The organism is Pelagibius sp. Alg239-R121, assembly GCF_947331435.1.
Taxonomy (GTDB): Bacteria; Pseudomonadota; Alphaproteobacteria; order Kiloniellales; family Kiloniellaceae; genus Denitrobaculum.
The window spans coordinates 1-15,524 of sequence record NZ_CAMZOF010000005.1 but is presented as its reverse complement, the minus strand read 5'-3'; the positions used below and the strand labels follow the sequence as shown (position 1 = coordinate 15,524).

13 protein-coding genes are annotated in these 15,524 nt (G+C 55.8%); 6 read left to right on the top strand and 7 right to left on the bottom strand.

The genetic code is table 11. The annotated features are described in order from the left end of the window. Nucleotides 1-4 precede the first annotated feature (4 nt). Nucleotides 5-775, top strand: coding sequence for an enoyl-CoA hydratase (locus QMZ18_RS16425; protein ID WP_282607409.1), 771 nt, complete (start codon nucleotides 5-7; stop codon nucleotides 773-775). Nucleotides 776-924: 149 nt separating this feature from the next. Continuing rightward, nucleotides 925-1,233: an alanine-zipper protein gene (locus tag QMZ18_RS16420; protein WP_282607408.1), complete on the top strand. Its 309-nt coding sequence runs from the start codon at nucleotides 925-927 to the stop codon at nucleotides 1,231-1,233. A 134-nt stretch (nucleotides 1,234-1,367) separates the two neighbouring features. On the opposite strand, the gene QMZ18_RS16415 is transcribed toward QMZ18_RS16420, so the two are convergent. The 3 genes from QMZ18_RS16415 to ftsH are packed head-to-tail and all read right to left on the bottom strand — an operon-like array spanning nucleotide 1,368 to nucleotide 5,815. After that, complete coding sequence (locus tag QMZ18_RS16415; RefSeq protein WP_282607407.1) at nucleotides 1,368-2,261, bottom strand: L,D-transpeptidase family protein; 894 nt, start codon at nucleotides 2,259-2,261, stop codon at nucleotides 1,368-1,370. Between the two features lie 44 nt (nucleotides 2,262-2,305). Further along, complete coding sequence (locus QMZ18_RS16410) at nucleotides 2,306-3,949, bottom strand: bifunctional aminoglycoside phosphotransferase/ATP-binding protein (RefSeq protein WP_282607406.1); 1,644 nt, start codon at nucleotides 3,947-3,949, stop codon at nucleotides 2,306-2,308. A 15-nt stretch (nucleotides 3,950-3,964) separates the two neighbouring features. Further along, nucleotides 3,965-5,815, bottom strand: coding sequence for an ATP-dependent zinc metalloprotease FtsH (gene ftsH / locus QMZ18_RS16405; RefSeq protein ID WP_282607405.1), 1,851 nt, complete (start codon nucleotides 5,813-5,815; stop codon nucleotides 3,965-3,967). 235 nt (nucleotides 5,816-6,050) lie between these two features. Here ftsH and QMZ18_RS16400 point away from each other — a divergent pair, with 235 nt between their 5' ends. Genes QMZ18_RS16400 through QMZ18_RS16390 form a run of 3 tightly spaced genes read left to right on the top strand, consistent with a single transcriptional unit; the run spans nucleotide 6,051 to nucleotide 9,502 of the window. Continuing rightward, nucleotides 6,051-6,860, top strand: coding sequence for a formate/nitrite transporter family protein (locus QMZ18_RS16400; RefSeq protein ID WP_282607404.1), 810 nt, complete (start codon nucleotides 6,051-6,053; stop codon nucleotides 6,858-6,860). Between the two features lie 3 nt (nucleotides 6,861-6,863). Further along, nucleotides 6,864-7,901: an MBL fold metallo-hydrolase gene (locus tag QMZ18_RS16395; protein ID WP_282607403.1), complete on the top strand. Its 1,038-nt coding sequence runs from the start codon at nucleotides 6,864-6,866 to the stop codon at nucleotides 7,899-7,901. Beyond that, nucleotides 7,898-9,502, top strand: coding sequence for an MBL fold metallo-hydrolase RNA specificity domain-containing protein (locus QMZ18_RS16390; RefSeq protein ID WP_282607402.1), 1,605 nt, complete (start codon nucleotides 7,898-7,900; stop codon nucleotides 9,500-9,502). Before QMZ18_RS16395 ends, QMZ18_RS16390 begins: the two co-directional genes overlap by 4 nt. 16 nt (nucleotides 9,503-9,518) lie before the next feature. Here QMZ18_RS16390 and QMZ18_RS16385 read toward each other — a convergent pair whose 3' ends face one another. From QMZ18_RS16385 to QMZ18_RS16370, 4 genes are all read right to left on the bottom strand, one after another. After that, nucleotides 9,519-10,301 (bottom strand): IclR family transcriptional regulator, encoded by a 783-nt coding sequence (locus QMZ18_RS16385; RefSeq protein WP_282607401.1) that lies wholly within the window; start codon nucleotides 10,299-10,301, stop codon nucleotides 9,519-9,521. A gap of 18 nt (nucleotides 10,302-10,319) precedes the next feature. Next, on the bottom strand, nucleotides 10,320-11,687 hold the full coding sequence (locus QMZ18_RS16380) for a TRAP transporter large permease (protein ID WP_282607400.1): 1,368 nt from the start codon (nucleotides 11,685-11,687) through the stop codon (nucleotides 10,320-10,322). Nucleotides 11,688-11,696: 9 nt separating this feature from the next. Next, the gene (locus QMZ18_RS16375) at nucleotides 11,697-12,365 is read right to left on the bottom strand and encodes a TRAP transporter small permease (protein WP_282607399.1); all 669 of its coding nucleotides are present in this window, start codon (nucleotides 12,363-12,365) and stop codon (nucleotides 11,697-11,699) included. A gap of 105 nt (nucleotides 12,366-12,470) precedes the next feature. Continuing rightward, a complete protein-coding gene (locus QMZ18_RS16370) occupies nucleotides 12,471-13,703 on the bottom strand; it encodes a TRAP transporter substrate-binding protein (RefSeq protein ID WP_282607398.1) in 1,233 nt (410 codons plus the stop codon). A gap of 116 nt (nucleotides 13,704-13,819) precedes the next feature. On the opposite strand from QMZ18_RS16370, the gene QMZ18_RS16365 reads away from it, so the two are divergent. Next, nucleotides 13,820-15,433 carry a GMC family oxidoreductase gene (locus tag QMZ18_RS16365; RefSeq protein ID WP_282607397.1) on the top strand — a complete coding sequence of 538 codons (1,614 nt, stop codon included), beginning with the start codon at nucleotides 13,820-13,822 and terminating at the stop codon, nucleotides 15,431-15,433. Nucleotides 15,434-15,524 lie beyond the last annotated feature (91 nt).

The following is a 15,524-nucleotide window of genomic DNA, read 5'->3' as shown; positions in this document are numbered from 1 at the left end:
AACAATGACCGAGACTATTATACTCGAGCGCGCCGGTCGCGTCGTGACCGTACGGTTAAACCGGCCGAAAGCTCTGAACGCATTGAACAGCACCGTCATGCGCGAATTGACAACGGAACTGTCCCGACTTGATGAAGACCCGGGCGTTGGCTGTTTTGTCATCACCGGTTCCGAACGGGCCTTTGCCGCCGGCGCCGACATTTCTGAAATGCAGCCCAAAGGTTACGTCGACATGGTGGAGGCGGATTTCTTTGCGGGCTGGGAGGCCTTTAACCGCTTGCGCACGCCGAAGGTCGCGGCAGTCTCCGGTTACGCTTTGGGCGGCGGCTGCGAACTGGCCATGATGTGCGACATGATCTTTGCCGCCGACAGTACAAAGTTCGGGCAACCTGAAATCAAACTGGGCGTAATCCCAGGCATCGGCGGCTCGCAGCGCTTGCCGCGGCTGGTTGGCCGTGCTCTCGCGATGGATATGATCTTGACCGGACGCATGATCGATGCCGAAGAAGCCCTGCGCGCTGGTTTGGTGTCCCGAGTAATCCCAGCGGACTCCTTGATCGAAGAAGCCCAGTCGGCAGCTCAGACAATCGCAAATTATTCCAAGCCAGCCGTCATGGTGGCCAGGGAAGCGGTCGCCCGCGCCGAGGAAAGCTCATTGAACGAAGGGATTCTTTTCGAACGAAGGGTCTTTCACGCACTGTTTGCAACTAACGATCAGAAGGAAGGTATGGCCGCCTTCCTTGAAAAGCGGCCGCCCGCGTTCGAAGGAAGGTGAGCATCGGGTATTCTGCCAACGAATTCTTCATCTGATCAGTCAGTTTGTCGTCGTATTTTGATCTTTATCAACGCCCGCAAGCGTTAAAGAGCTTTGAATGGGTTAAGTCGAACAACCCTTTCAAAGCTCTAAGATCAAAGGAGAGTCAGATGTCAAAGACAGGCCGAGCGTCAGCCTTCGTGATTGTAGCAGCATCGTTGTTGCTGTTGAGCGGCTGTGCCAACCAATCCGAAATCACGACATTGCGGAGCGAAGTGACGGCGGCAACGGAAACCGCACGCATGGCCGAAGAACGCGCCGCCTCGGCAGAACAGCGTGCGACAAAGGCAGAACAGCGTGCGGCAGCAGCGGAGCAACAGGCAACAGCAGCAGAACAACGTGCAGCAACGGCCGAGGAACAGGCCCGCGCGGCAAATGCAAAGGCCGACCGGACCTTTAAGCAGTCGCTGACAAAATAGCTTGGGCAAGATCATGAAACGCGATCGCCCTTGATTTCAACGACCAAGGGTCTGAACCAGTCTCAAACCATATGTCCCAGAGACTGATTCACGTTCTTCATTGATCTAGCAAAACGATCAAACTCTAGCTGATGTCAGCTATCATTAGGCTCCGTGATCCGGATAGGGATGCCACGTCGTTCCATTGATACACGCCGGATCACGGACCAATTCAATCGATCGCTTTGCGCTTTCGCGGCAGCAAGAACAGTCTCAGCTGTTTTCGGTATTGCGTAAGGCGTCAACCGTCCGGTTGCCGCCAGGGCGTCGATCTGAATGGCCGTCGGATGGACCTCCAGATAGAGTTCCCCGTTAACCCAACCCACTTTGACCGGTTGATCGATGATCCTAACCGGGATCCCCACCTCCACCAGCTCGAACAATTCGGAGATGTCGGCAGGATACATTCGGATGCAACCGTGACTGACTCTGCGCCCAATGCCGTAAGGCCGATTGGTTCCGTGGATGATGTAGCCTGTCCAAGCGAGATTTAACGCATGATTACCGAGTGGATTTTGCGGACCTGGAGGCACTATCTCTGGCAGGTCCGGGTTTTCCTGCCGGATCGATTCAGGCGGTATCCAACTTGGATTGGTGCGTTTTTTGATCACGGTTGTCTGGCCGGTCGGCGTCTCATTGTGCATGCTTCCGATGCCAATGGGATAGGTGCGAAGCTGGCCACCGCTGTCTGGGAAATAATACAAGCGAAGCTCCGGCAGATTGACCACGATGCCCTGGTGCTTCGTCTCCGGCAACAAATGAGAGTGCGGTAGCACGATACTTATGCCCGGCGGTGGCAGCCAGGGATCGACGCCGGGATTCGCCAATAGCAGCTCGACATATCCGAGATCGTTGGCGACAGCTACGTCCAGCAAGGTTTCGCCGTCGGCAATCACGTAGTTGCTTTGTTTGCCGATGAGAGCGGGAACGTCGGCAGCCTTTAAAATAGGCTGTGTCAAGATCGTACCGGCGAAAACTGCCAGCGCCACAAACATACCTGATCGACGTTTACTGCGGATTCTCGATTGCTCCGTCATGCACCGCAATGATCATTCCTCACACTATCAAGAATCCGACGAGCCAGTATGTCCGGTTCAGCGTTACTCTCGATGCGTTGCCACGAGACTTCACCCAGATTGTAACCGAGTTGCAGCTCGACGATTTTTTGAGTCGCATCGGAAACGTCATTCCTGCGAACCGCGACCCGCGATTTTAAAACATCACCGGGGGCAGACAGCCAAAAACACCACGGCCGTATCGACATATCCGACGCAACGGTTTCGAAGGAGCGGCGCTTCGCCTGCACAGAAAACACGGCGTCAACGACAACACTGCAACCAAGCTTCAGAATGTCGCGTGCGCGTTTTTCTAAAACTTCGTAGACTTGAGCACTCGCCCACTCGCTGTAGGCCGAGCGAGGCAACCGCTGGGTCTCTGCGACGCCAATGAGTTCCTTCCGAATAACATCGCTGTTCAGATGTATCGCCCCAGGCGCTGCCCCAAGTTCCGGCGCCAAAGCGCGGGCGAGACACGATTTTCCGCTCCCGGACAGCCCCCCGACGGCGATACAGGTAGGCTGCACCCGTGTCAAAAATCGGACGGCATGACAAAAGTAGGTTGTCGCCTCTTCAGACCGCCCCTGCGCAGCCGAGACCTTGGCCCGGACCGACGCGCGAACGGAAAGGAACAACGGCAAGAGTGGCAGGGCCGAGTAGTCGCCAGTGATCGCTAAATAGCGATTGAAAACAACGTTGGCTTCACGCCTGCAGCCGCGTTCCCAGAGATCCATTATCAGGAACGCCAGATCATAAAAGACGTCGACTGTGGCAATCCGGTCGTCAAATTCGATGGCATCGAACAACACGGGCTTCTGATCGATAATGACGATGTTGGCGAGATGAAGGTCCCCATGACAATGCCGGACCTTGCCACGTTCCTGCCGCTCGGCGAACAAGGATGCATGTGCTTCGACAACGGCAAGGGATTTAGCGGTCAAGTCCAACGATTGCTCGCGTGGAAATAGCGACTGATATTCGTCGAAAGCCAGGTCGTTTCCGTGGATAATCGCTCGAAAGCTCTTTGCGTTATCGAAACCTGTTGCCAGCGGATCCACCGAGCCGTGAAAGGCGGCAATGGCCTCGGCCAGATCCTTGAGTAAAGCGTCATTCAATTCGTGGCGCGCCACCATTCGGTCGAGCATTTTTTCGCGATCGAAGCGTATCATCTCTATGACCCACTCCACGACGGCGCTTGGATCCTGATCTGCGTCGCCACGATCAATGTACAGTTGTCCATTCGCACGCCGCCGAATAGCCCAGACGCCCAAATAGAGCGCCGGCGCCGTCCTGCGGTTGACCTCTAGTTCATGCAGGCAAGCAGCGTGGCGTCTCGGCAAAGTCGAGAAATCCAGATAGGGGTACTTGACAGCACGTTTGATCTTGTAGGCACGGTCACCGACCAAAAAAACGACAGCGGCATGAGTATCTATCCGCTCGACATCAGAACCCCAAGGTTGGCAAAACGCAGTCGAAGCCAAAAATTCTTCGACCTCGGATTGATCCTCCATCCGATGCGTATTTTTGAGCTCACCGCAGGCCTTGCGGCTCGCATTACCCGCAACGGCAGAATGGGCGTAATTCGACCGTTCATCCCTGCTGTGAGATGCCGAGAATTTCATGGTCAATCGCCCTTTCTAGGCTGCCGACATATCGCTGGTCTGTCCGACTTTCGGGGCTTTGATATCGGTCAGGCGCGGTAAGTCCCCGCTTGTGAGCGTTTCTCTTTCCAAGAGCCGAGCTGCGCCTTCGTCTAGTTGCCGGCGATAGGTCGTTAAAACCTCTCTCGCACGTTTCAAGGCGTGATCCGTCAGCTCTCGAATGCAACGGTCGATATTGCGGGCAGTCTCTTCACTGTATTCGCGGCGTTCCGAATTACCGATCACACCTTCACCAAGAAACGCCTGTTGCCGCATTTCGTAAGTCACCTGGCCAAGCTTTTCTGACATGCCGAACCGGGTCACCATGTGGCGCGCAATTTCGCTGGCCTTCTCCAGATCGTCGGCTGCGCCGGTCGACACTTCTTCGAAGACGATCTGCTCGGCTGCCCGACCACCCAAAAGTACCGCCATCTTGTTTTCCAGTTCGCTTTGGGTCACGAGAAAGCGATCTTCCGTCGGGCGCTGCATGGTATAGCCGAGAGCTCCGACACCGCGCGGGATGATCGATATCTTGTGCACCGGATCCATCCCAGGTAAGGCCGTCGCGACCAATGCGTGACCCATTTCATGAAAAGCGACGACCTTGCGTTCGTGTGGATTGAGCAGGCGGCTTTTCTTCTCAAGCCCGCCGACGATCCGTTCGATCGCCGCCGTGAAGTGCTCCATGGCAACAGCACCGGCGCCGCGCCGGGTCGCCAGAATTGCGGCTTCGTTCACCAGATTTGCGAGATCCGCGCCGGAAAATCCAGGTGTCAGCGCGGCGATGTTCTGCAAGTTGACGTCTTCGGCTAGTTCGATACCCTGAACATGCACTTCCAGGATTGCCGCGCGCCCGGGCTTGTCCGGCCGGTCCACTAAAACCTGCCGGTCGAAACGCCCGGCACGCAACAGAGCCGGGTCCAGGATCTCTGGCCGGTTCGTTGCGGCAAGGAGAACAATTCCCTGACGCGGGTCGAACCCATCGAGTTCCGACAAGAGCTGATTAAGCGTTTGTTCTTTTTCGTCGTGGCCGCCGCCAAAGCCACCAACGCTACGCGCCCGTCCGAGCGCGTCAAGTTCATCGATGAAGATGATACAGGGTGCTGCTTTCTGTGCCTGCTCGAATAGATCCCGGACCCTTGCGGCCCCAACTCCGACGAACATCTCGACAAATTCCGAACCGCTAATGGAAAAGAATGGAACACCCGCCTCTCCCGCGACTGCTCGCGCCAGAAGAGTCTTGCCGGTACCTGGCGGTCCTACGAGCAGGATACCCTTGGGGATTCTTGCGCCGAGCCGGCCGTACTGGTCCGGATGCTTCAGGAATTCGACGATTTCCTCCAGTTCGTCCTTCGCCTCGTCAACCCCTGCAACATCGTTGAAGGACACTTTAATATCGGTCTCGACGTAGACCTTTGCCTTACTCTTGCCGACCGACATCATGCCGCCGAAACCCTGCTTCTCAGCAAACCTCCGAATCACGAACATCCAGATCGCAACGAAGAAAAGCACCGGCAGGATCCACGACAACAAATCCCGGAAAAATGTGCTTTCGATGACACCGCTATAGACAACTCCGTACTTGTTAAGTTGTTCGGTGAGCTCAGCATCCACTCGCGTTGTCTTGAATTTCTTAAGCGGTTCTACTGATGATCCGCGAAGCGTACCCTGAATGCTGTCTTGTGTGATGGCAACTTCCGCAACCTTGCCATCTTCCAACAGCTGTTCGAATTCACTGTATGGAATCTGCTGGACCTCGCGCGCATTGATCCACCAACTCTGAAACAACAGGATCACCCATACGGCAACAACCGCGTAGATGATGTTGAGCCGTGTTTTCTTATCCATGTCCGCTGCGTTCCTGCTCCAACTTTCAAACAGGCTGGTTCTCGAAACCTGAGGGCAGCCTATGTCGGGGATGCGTCGTCTTGCTATGACCTGGATCAAGTGCCTTAAGGACAGAACGCAAAGGCAAAAGGCAGATCCACTCTTCAACCTGCGAAATTGAGCGACATCAATGTCCATACACAGACGATGAGGCTGAATAGCGTGAACATGGGACCAAGGGAGTGGAATCGACGTGATGAGTGATACTGCCGCAAGACTTATCGACATCGACGCCTACACGCCGGCACAGGTGGCGCTGCGCGTAGAAAACGCCGGTGTCGCCAAAGCCAAACTTCCCACGATACCGACTCTCATTCTGGCGGCCCTCGCCGGCGCATTCATCGCATTTGGGGCAATGTTCTACACCTTGGTGGTCACCGGAAGTCAGTTGGGCTTCGGGCCGACACGGCTGCTGGGCGGCATGGCCTTTTCACTCGGACTTATTCTTGTGGTCGTCGCAGGCGCCGAGCTCTTCACGGGCAACAATCTGATTGTCATGGCTTGGGCCGATCGCCGCATCACGCTCGCCCAGATGCTACGCAATTGGGGGCTGGTGTATTTCGGAAACTTTGCGGGTGCAGCGGGTACTGCGTTCTTGTTTGCCTTATCGGGCATTTTCGATGCTAACAGTAGTGCAGTGGGAACAACCGCCGCCTCGATCGCTGCAAGCAAACTTCAGTTGGATCCCGGGGAAGCCCTGGTTCGTGGAATTCTCTGTAACGCCTTGGTCTGCCTGGCAGTTTGGCTATGTTTTGCCGCCCGTAGCGTGACCGATAAGGTTCTGGCAATCCTCTTCCCCATCTCCGCTTTCGTCGGCCTCGGGTTCGAACACTCCGTCGCAAACATGTATGTCATTCCCGTCGCGATGATGTCCGGATATCTCGAAGCCGATCTCATCGGTCTGGCACTCAACCTCTCGATCGTCACCCTGGGAAACGTCCTGGGCGGATCGGTTCTGGTAGCCTTGATTTACTGGCTCATCTACCGGCGCGACTGGACGCATTGAGGCGTGCCGCATCCTTTAAACCCGGTTCTGGTCAATGGCCGGTTCGGCGATCCGGCCCTTTATCTAGGGTTCAAACACGAAAAGCGGGCGTTGCTGATAGACGCCGGAGACCTGACATCTTTGCGGGCATCTCAGTTGCGCATCATTTCCGACCTTTTCATCTCTCACACCCACATGGATCACTTCGTTGGCTTCGATCATTTATTGAAGAGCCAACTCGATCTCGACAAAGAACTTCGGATATACGGTCCCACTGGCATCATAGATAAAGTTGGTCACAAGCTTGCGGCTTACAGCTGGAACCTTGATGCACCAAAGTCATCTGCACTGCGCATCATCGTCATGGAAATCAATTCAGGCGACAGCGCACGCCGCACTCACTTCGCTATTCAAGACAGATTCGAACGTGGCAATATCAAAAGGTTGGCACTCGACGACAGTCGGTTGCTGGAAGACCACGACGTCATCGTCGATTGCGCCTTGCTGGATCACAAGCTCCCCTGCCTGGCTTTTGCCATTCGCGAACAAGCTTCGTGGCATATCGATGATAGTAAGCTTGCCGCACTGGATTTGCCGGGCGGTCCCTGGCTGTTCCGCTTGAAAGAGGCACTCCGGCAGCAGTTACCACCAGACACATCTATCCTCATCGACGAGTCACGAGGTGCATGCAGGCTTGGTGATCTCGTTGACGCAGTCATTGTGGCAAATCCGGGCCGCAAAATCTGTTACGTGACCGACTGTCAGTTCAATGATTGGAACGCTGCTCAAATTGAAAAGCTGGCTGACCATGCCGACGTCCTCTTCATTGAAGCGAAGTTTGCCGCCTCAGACAGTGCGCTTGCTCATTCCCGTTATCATCTGACCACTGCTCAGGCCGGCCGGCTTGCCGCCAGTGCCGGGGCAATCAGCATCGAGCCTTTTCATTTTTCGCGGCGCTACCGCGGTCAGGAACGGCGCATGCTCCGTGAGGTAGAATCCGCCTACCACGACAGAAAATTTCAACGATGTGAACAGCAGGAAGTTAGGAAGGAGCGCCAATGACTCTTTCTCTCAAGTTTTGCGGTGCCGCCGGAACGGTCACTGGTTCTTGTTTTTGGCTACGCTGTGGCGGGCATCAGATCTTGATCGATTGCGGTCTGTTCCAGGGTTCCAAAACTTTAAAATCGCTCAATTATGACGACTTTCCCTTCGAACCCAAAGACATCGACTGTGTCCTGCTCACGCACGCCCATATCGATCATAGCGGTCTTATTCCCCGCTTGATCCGCCAGGGTTTCGCCGGTCCGGTCTATGCCACGGCGGGCACCCGTGACCTCCTGACCTACATGCTTCCCGACAGCGGTCACATTCAGGAGATGGAAGTCAAGCACCTGAACCGGCGCCGTCGGCAACGTGCGCATCGACCTATAGTGCCGATTTACACCCATGCGGATGCCGAAAAGGCTTTAAACAGTCTGCGCGCTCTCGCGTACGAGCAATGGCATGAGATCGCTCCCGGCGCAAAACTGCGGTTTTGGAACGCCGGGCACATACTCGGCGCAGCTTCCATCGAACTCGAGCTCGCCGACGACGCATCAGATGGCAGAAAACACCGGTTGCTGTTTTCCGGCGACATCGGACCGGATCACAAACTCTTCCACCCGGACCCGGACGGGCCGACCGGTTTGGATTACGTGATCTGCGAGGCGACCTACGGCGGAAGAAACCGGACCGACATTCCGGTGGCGGAACGCCGTCGCATATTGGCTCAGGAAGTCACCGATGCATTGAACAAAGACGGTGTTCTCCTGATTCCTTCCTTCGCCGTCGAACGGACTCAGGAACTGCTCGCTGATCTCGCCATATTGATCAGCCGGGGCGTGTTGCCTCACGTGCCGGTGTTCCTGGATTCGCCGTTGGCAATACGGGCCACGAAAGTCTTCGAAGACCACGCCGAAAACCTGGAGGATATTTCTGAGCAGGGCGCCATCTTCAGTCACCCCGCTTTCCACTTCACGGAAACCGTCGATCAAAGCAAAGCAATCGCCCGCTACAGCGGCGGCGTCATCGTCATCGCTGCAAGCGGCATGTGTGATGCCGGCCGCATTCGCCATCATCTCAAACATTTCCTCAGCAATAAGAAAACCACCGTTCTGATTGTAGGCTATCAAGCACCCGGGACTCTTGGCAGGTTGCTGCTTGAAGGCACGTCAGCCGTCAGGATCCAAGGGAGCGACATCAGGGTGAAAGCGCGCATACGTTCGCTGGATTTTTATTCGGGGCACGCCGACGGGAACGGCCTCATCGACTGGATCAGAATGCGTTTGCCCATCACGCGGGGGCTTTTTCTGGTCCACGGCGAACAGACTAGTTTGAACGCCTTGAAGGAAGGTGTGACGGAGAAAGACCTGCCAGCGGACAGCGTGATCATCCCAAAACTAGACGATGAATTCGATCTCAGCGGCCATGGTGCGAAACTGATTAAAGGCGCCGCGCCGCGCCGTCTCGCAGTCGAAGCAGTGAACAAGCTGGATTGGCACAATCGGCTCGCCGCCTTTTCGCTGGACCTACGTGGACAATTGGAAGCAGCAGGCGACGATACCGCGCGTGAGGCAATCCTGGCGAGATTGGCGAAATCTCTGGCGTCCAATCCATCTCAATAGTGATAGAGCGGAATGATCAAGTCTCGTCGGTGACCAGCCGGGACAGTTCCTCCGCCGCCTCGCGTAACCTGGGCAGATGGCTGGAAGCCTCCTTCATCGCCATACGCTGCACAGGTGCATGAAAGGCGATAGTCGACAAAAGCCGGCCACTTTGATCGTTGATCGGTACAGCGAGCGCGATCATGCCTTCCATGAACTCTTGATTGTCCTGTGCGTAACCGCTGCGGCGCACGGCATTGATTTCCTCGCGCAGGTGATCATGGTTCGTAATCGTGCGCGGCGTATGTTGCTCAAACGTCGTATGCTGCAGATAGCCGTCGATTTGAGTGTCGTTTAACGTGCTGAGGTAGAGCTTGCCGCTGGCAGTGCAATAGAGCGGCACGCGGCTACTGACCGGCAGCCGGATCCGAAGGGGCCATTTGGTCTCCACCCTTTCGAGATAGAGCATTTCATCACGGTCTGGAATAGCAAGATTACACGTTTCTCCGACATCTTCGGCCAGGGCCGTCATAGCGGCCAGCCGTGCCGCGCGGAGACTGCGGGCGGAGAGGACTTCTGCAGCCAAAGCTCTGAGTCTCGCACCCGGCGTATAGCTTTTCCCGTCCAGGTTCCGCTGCAAAAATCCTTCTTCTTCCAGAGTGGTGAAGAGCCGGTGAATCGTCGGTTTGGGCAGGCCCAGATGTTGATTTATCTCTGAGGGCGTTACCGGAACACCCTGCCTTGCAACCTCCTCAACGACCAGGAGGAGGCGCAAGACGGTGGGGATGCTGTCCGGCTTCTCTTTCTGTTCAGCCGTCATCACAGCAATACCTCTGGATCAGCCCCCCACCTTGGGTAGCAGGGCTGTCGAAAGCTCTGGAACAAGCGCCACAAAGATCCAGACACTTATCAAAGCGACGAGATACGGAACCGTATAACGTAAGAGTTTGAAATAGGGCACGCCGGTCACGCCGCTCGCCACGTAGAGATTCAGGCCATAGGGTGGCGTAATGAATCCGATCGATCCGCCGACCAGGAACACGACCGCAAAGTGGATGGGATCCACACCGATTGAGTGCGCGATGGGTGCGAGGATCGGCGCCAGAATGATGGTGTTCGGCAGGCTCTCCAGTACCATCCCGGCAACGAATACGATAATCATCGCTGTAAAGAGAATGGCGTAATAACCGCCCATTCCGGTGACAAACTCCTGGATGGCTTCCCGTGCGCCCAAAAGCGAAAGAATTTGCTGCATCACGACCGATACCGCGATCAGTGGCGCGAGGATGCCGGTAATCTGAGCGGAACGAATCACGATCCCGGGAATCTCGGTCAGAGTGAAACCTTCAACCAGGGCCATCTCGCCGTAGCTTTTTTCCTCCGGCGAGCGGTCGGGATCGCGTTCTCCCATCATCCGATAGAGAGGAAGGGAGATCAGACCCACGATAATACAGAATCCGACGGTAACACCGGCCGCTTCCGTCGGCGAAAACTTACCAGTATAGATTCCCCATAACACCAGGCCGATCGCAAAAAAGCCCAACCAGGCGCCAAAGGCCGTCTTAAGAACCCGAACCAGCTTCAGCTGAATCAGGTGACCCCAACCGTTCAACGTGCAGACGAGCCAGCAGGCCACCTGCATGCCGATCACCATCAACAGGCCGGGAATGATACCGCCGACGAAGAGTTCCGAAATCGGCAGGTTCATAAGGAACCCGTACACGATGAAGATGATGGATGGCGGAATGATGATCCCGACCGTGCCGCCGGCGGCAGCCGTGGCAGCGGCAAAGCGTTCGTCGTAGCCACCCTTGACCATCTCGGGATGCATCATGGCACCAATCGTCGCGGTCGTTGCGGAGTTGGAACCGGAAATCGCGGCAAAGAGTCCGCAAGCCCCGAGGCTAGCCATCGCCAAACCACCACGGAGCCATCCCAGGCAAGCATAGGCAAAGTCGGAAAGCCTGCGTGCAATGCCAGACTTATTGATCAGATCACCGGTCAGAATGAAAAGCGGCATGGCGAGAAGCGCAAAGCCATCGGTAAAGACATCCGAAAGCGCAACGCCGATATTATCGAGGGTCAGACCAAGCACAAAACTCGCGCCTATGACCCAAAAGCCGATCACGAGAAATATTGGCACACCGAGCATAAAGAAGACGGTGACGCCGATTGAGATTATGAGTATCCAGTTGCCGTCAGTCATTGCCGCCTCCTAATCGCTTATCATCGCGGTTTGTTGAACAACGGGTTCGCCAGAGCGGAACCGCGATACGTCTTCGATAAGGTTCTCGATGACTCGCGCGCTCAGCATCAACCAGCTGGCCGGGACACAGGCGTAGAACCACCACTGCAAGATATTGTCCGTGCCCAGCAGGATTTGAAAATTCGCTGCCGAGTTGGCGGTCTGCTTAAGTGTCGTGACGATGACGATCAAGGCGAAGATCAACCAAAGAACAGCGTCCAGACACACGCAAAACAGTTGACCGGTCGGGCGCATACCTGCGCGAAACTCCGAGAACGAAAGGTGCGAGCGCAAGCGCGTGTTATAGGCGCAACCGACCCACGTCATGATTAGGAAGAGATAAGGTGGCAGGGTCGTTGACCACGGTGCCTGTACTTGAAAGACGAAACGTCTGATGACCTCGACAAAGATGACCATCGCAATCACCAGATAGCTCGTGATCAAAATGGTTCGCTCCAGGTGACGATCCAGGATCGGAACGACCTGAAGTATCTTCATAACGATAAATCCGCCGACAAGAACAACGAATATACCCAATATATAGGCTGCAGAATGATTCAACGAATCTGCGAACATCCACGAATCCCCGGATAGGATTGCGTCGAATATCGCACCGGCACCCTCAAAAAACGATGACATGCTCGATCCCTCCCGCCATCAGACTTTTGTCTGTTATTCTTATAGAAGCTAAAAGGACGCCACGCCCCGCAGTAACATCTGCAGGGCGCGGCAATAATTTTTAGATCAGGCTTTCCACCAGCGCCGTGGTTCGACGTTCTCGGGCAGCATGTCGGCAGGGACTTCGCGGGCAATCCGGTGAATCTCGGTGTAGGTATCAATACCACCGGCCCAGCCGTTAAGCCGCTCGCGCCACTGTGCCCAAGGCTCCGGATTGAATTCCGGCGAACACATTTCTTCGGCCATCTTGATTTGATCAGCCGGCAGGAACGCCGGACGAACATTATGTTCCGCAAACAGCGTGCCCGGCATCTGAGGATCGGAGAAACCGACGGTCTTGACCAGTGCCGCTTCGTTGGCGGCCTGTACATGGACCTGCGCCAGGTATGACGACTCCAGGACAGCGTCCTGCAGATGTCCTTCAAGGCCGTCAAAGACCTTCGCTGACATGGAGGTATGTTCGGTACCGCAGAAGAACTTCAGATCAACAGCCTGAGACACCACCGGCGACATGTTGGCGTAGGCAACCGCAGATGCCCAGGTTTCGGCACCGTCGATCAGACCCTGCTTCAGGCCGTCGAGGGTTTCTTCCCAGGCAATCGGAACCGGGTTCAGATTCAAGATCTGCATCGCGATGCGGCCAAGCTGCGTACCCGTGACGCGGTTTTTGGTTCCGAACAGCGTTTCCAGCTTGTCCACCGTCGGCTTGTCTTCCCACTTCAGACCCAGCTGGATACCGCGCAATTCGCAATGGCTGAACAGGAACTTCAAACCGTGACGCTTCTCGAGGGGATCACGCAGGATCCGCTGGCTTTCCGGGCTGTAGAGGAAGTGATACTGAGACGCCCGGCCCGGGAACATGAAGGCATAGTCCAGAACGTTCAGATAAGGTGCACCGCCCGCTGAGTTCTGCGTCGAAGCCGCATAGATATCGACGATTCCCTGTTGGGTCTTCTTCACGCAGGACAGCTGGCCGCAGAGCTGGTTATCACCGATGAATTCGATGCGAATCTCGCCGTCTGTTCGAGATTCCAAATCACGGGCGAACTCCAAGGCACCCGCACGTTCGATCAGCAGATTTCGCGCGTTGAAACCCGAAGCACCGAACTTCAGCGTGTGCTTCGCCTCCTTCGCAAAACGCTTTTCGTAAGTTGACTCGGCAGCCCGGGCGAGGCCGGACAGCGTCATGGCGCCGCCGAAGCTGGCAGCAGCCATAAGAGTCGATGACATACCGTATTGTCCGGCAACCCGGAATAGGTCCCGTCGTGAGATTCCATTGAGCTTATCGGAAACAGTCACTTTATCCTCCCTTGCAATTAAGTGCGCTTTATGAGACTTATGGTCTCAAAAATTACACATCTTGCACAAAAAGGCAAGCCAATCATTAAGGCCACATGATCGGGAGGAGGACGACGATGCAGGAAATGGAAGCAGACTTTGTAGTCGTAGGCGCTGGTTCGGCCGGCTGCGTGTTGGCCAACCGGCTGAGCGCCGACTCAAAACACCGCGTAGTCCTGCTGGAAGCAGGCGGTCGCGACTGGAATCCCTGGATCCACATTCCGGTCGGGTACTTCAAGACGATGCACAATCCAAGCGTCGATTGGTGCTACAAGACCGAGCCTGATCCGGGCCTGAACGGACGCCAACTCGATTGGCCAAGAGGTAAAGTTCTAGGCGGCTCAAGCTCTCTCAATGGACTTCTTTATGTGCGCGGTCAGCAGGAAGACTATGAACGCTGGCGGCAGATGGGGAACCCCGGCTGGGGCTGGGACGATATACTGCCTCTTTTCAAAAAAGCAGAGGATCAGGAGCGCGGCGAAGACGACTATCATGGCGTCGGTGGCCCCTTGTCCGTCTCCAACATGCGTCTAAGCCGTCCGATCTGCGACTCCTGGGTCGCCGCCGCCCAAAATGCAGGTTATGCCTACAACGACGACTACAACGGGGCTCAGCAGGAAGGCGTGGGCTATTTTCAGCTGACCACACGTAATGGACGGCGCTGCAGTTCCGCGGTGGCGTATCTCCACCCAGTCAAAAACCGCCCCAACCTGCAGATCATTACCAAAGCGATGACTGCGCGCATTGTGATCGAAGACAAGCGTGCCGTCGGCGTCGCCTATATAGACGCCGATGGAAAAGAGCAGGTGGTCCGGGCAAAGAAAGAGGTGATCCTGTCATCCGGTGCAATCGGCTCGCCGCAGATTCTCATGCTGTCTGGCATTGGCGAAGCTGAACAACTCAAGTCAAACGGTCTCGAGGTTCTGGCCGACCTTCCCGGAGTCGGTAAAAACCTGCAGGATCATCTGCAGGCGCGGCTCGTATACAAATGCAAAGAACCAACCTTGAATGACGAAGTCCGTAGTTACTTCGATCAAATGCGCATTGGCCTGAAGTACATTCTGTTCCGTGCCGGACCGATGACCATGGCCGCGAGCCTTGCAACCGGATTCCTTAAGACGCGGGATGAAGTGGCGACGCCCGACATTCAGTTCCACATTCAACCCTGGTCCGCGGACAGTCCTGGCGAAGGGGTTCACCCCTTCTCAGCCTTTACCGCGTCGGTCTGTCAACTGCGCCCGGAAAGCCGCGGAGAGATCAAGTTAAACGGGCCGGACCCAAAGACCTATCCGGCGATCCACCCAAATTACCTCGCGACAGAAACTGATCGCAGAACCATCGTCGACGGCATTAAGATCGCCATTAACATCGCGGAACAGCAACCTCTAGCCGGCAAGATCGCCGAGCAGTTCCGGCCAGGCCCCGACGAAACCAGCGACGAGCAGTTGCTGGAATGGGCAAAGAACAATGCGACAACGATCTACCACCCCACGGGCACCTGCAAAATGGGACAGGATCCGCAAGCCGTTGTCGACGCGCGCCTGCGTGTCCACGGCATTGCCGGCCTTCGGATCGCCGACTGCTCGATCATGCCTGAGATCGTGTCGGGTAACACCAATGCACCTGCGATCATGATCGGAGAGAAAGCGTCGGAAATGATTCTGGAAGACACGCGGGTCACCGCCCACTGATGCAATCTAATTTGGACGACAAGAAGGGATTTTAGCAATGAAGATGACGACGGAAGAAGCCTTTGTGAAGGTATTGCAGATGCATGGCATT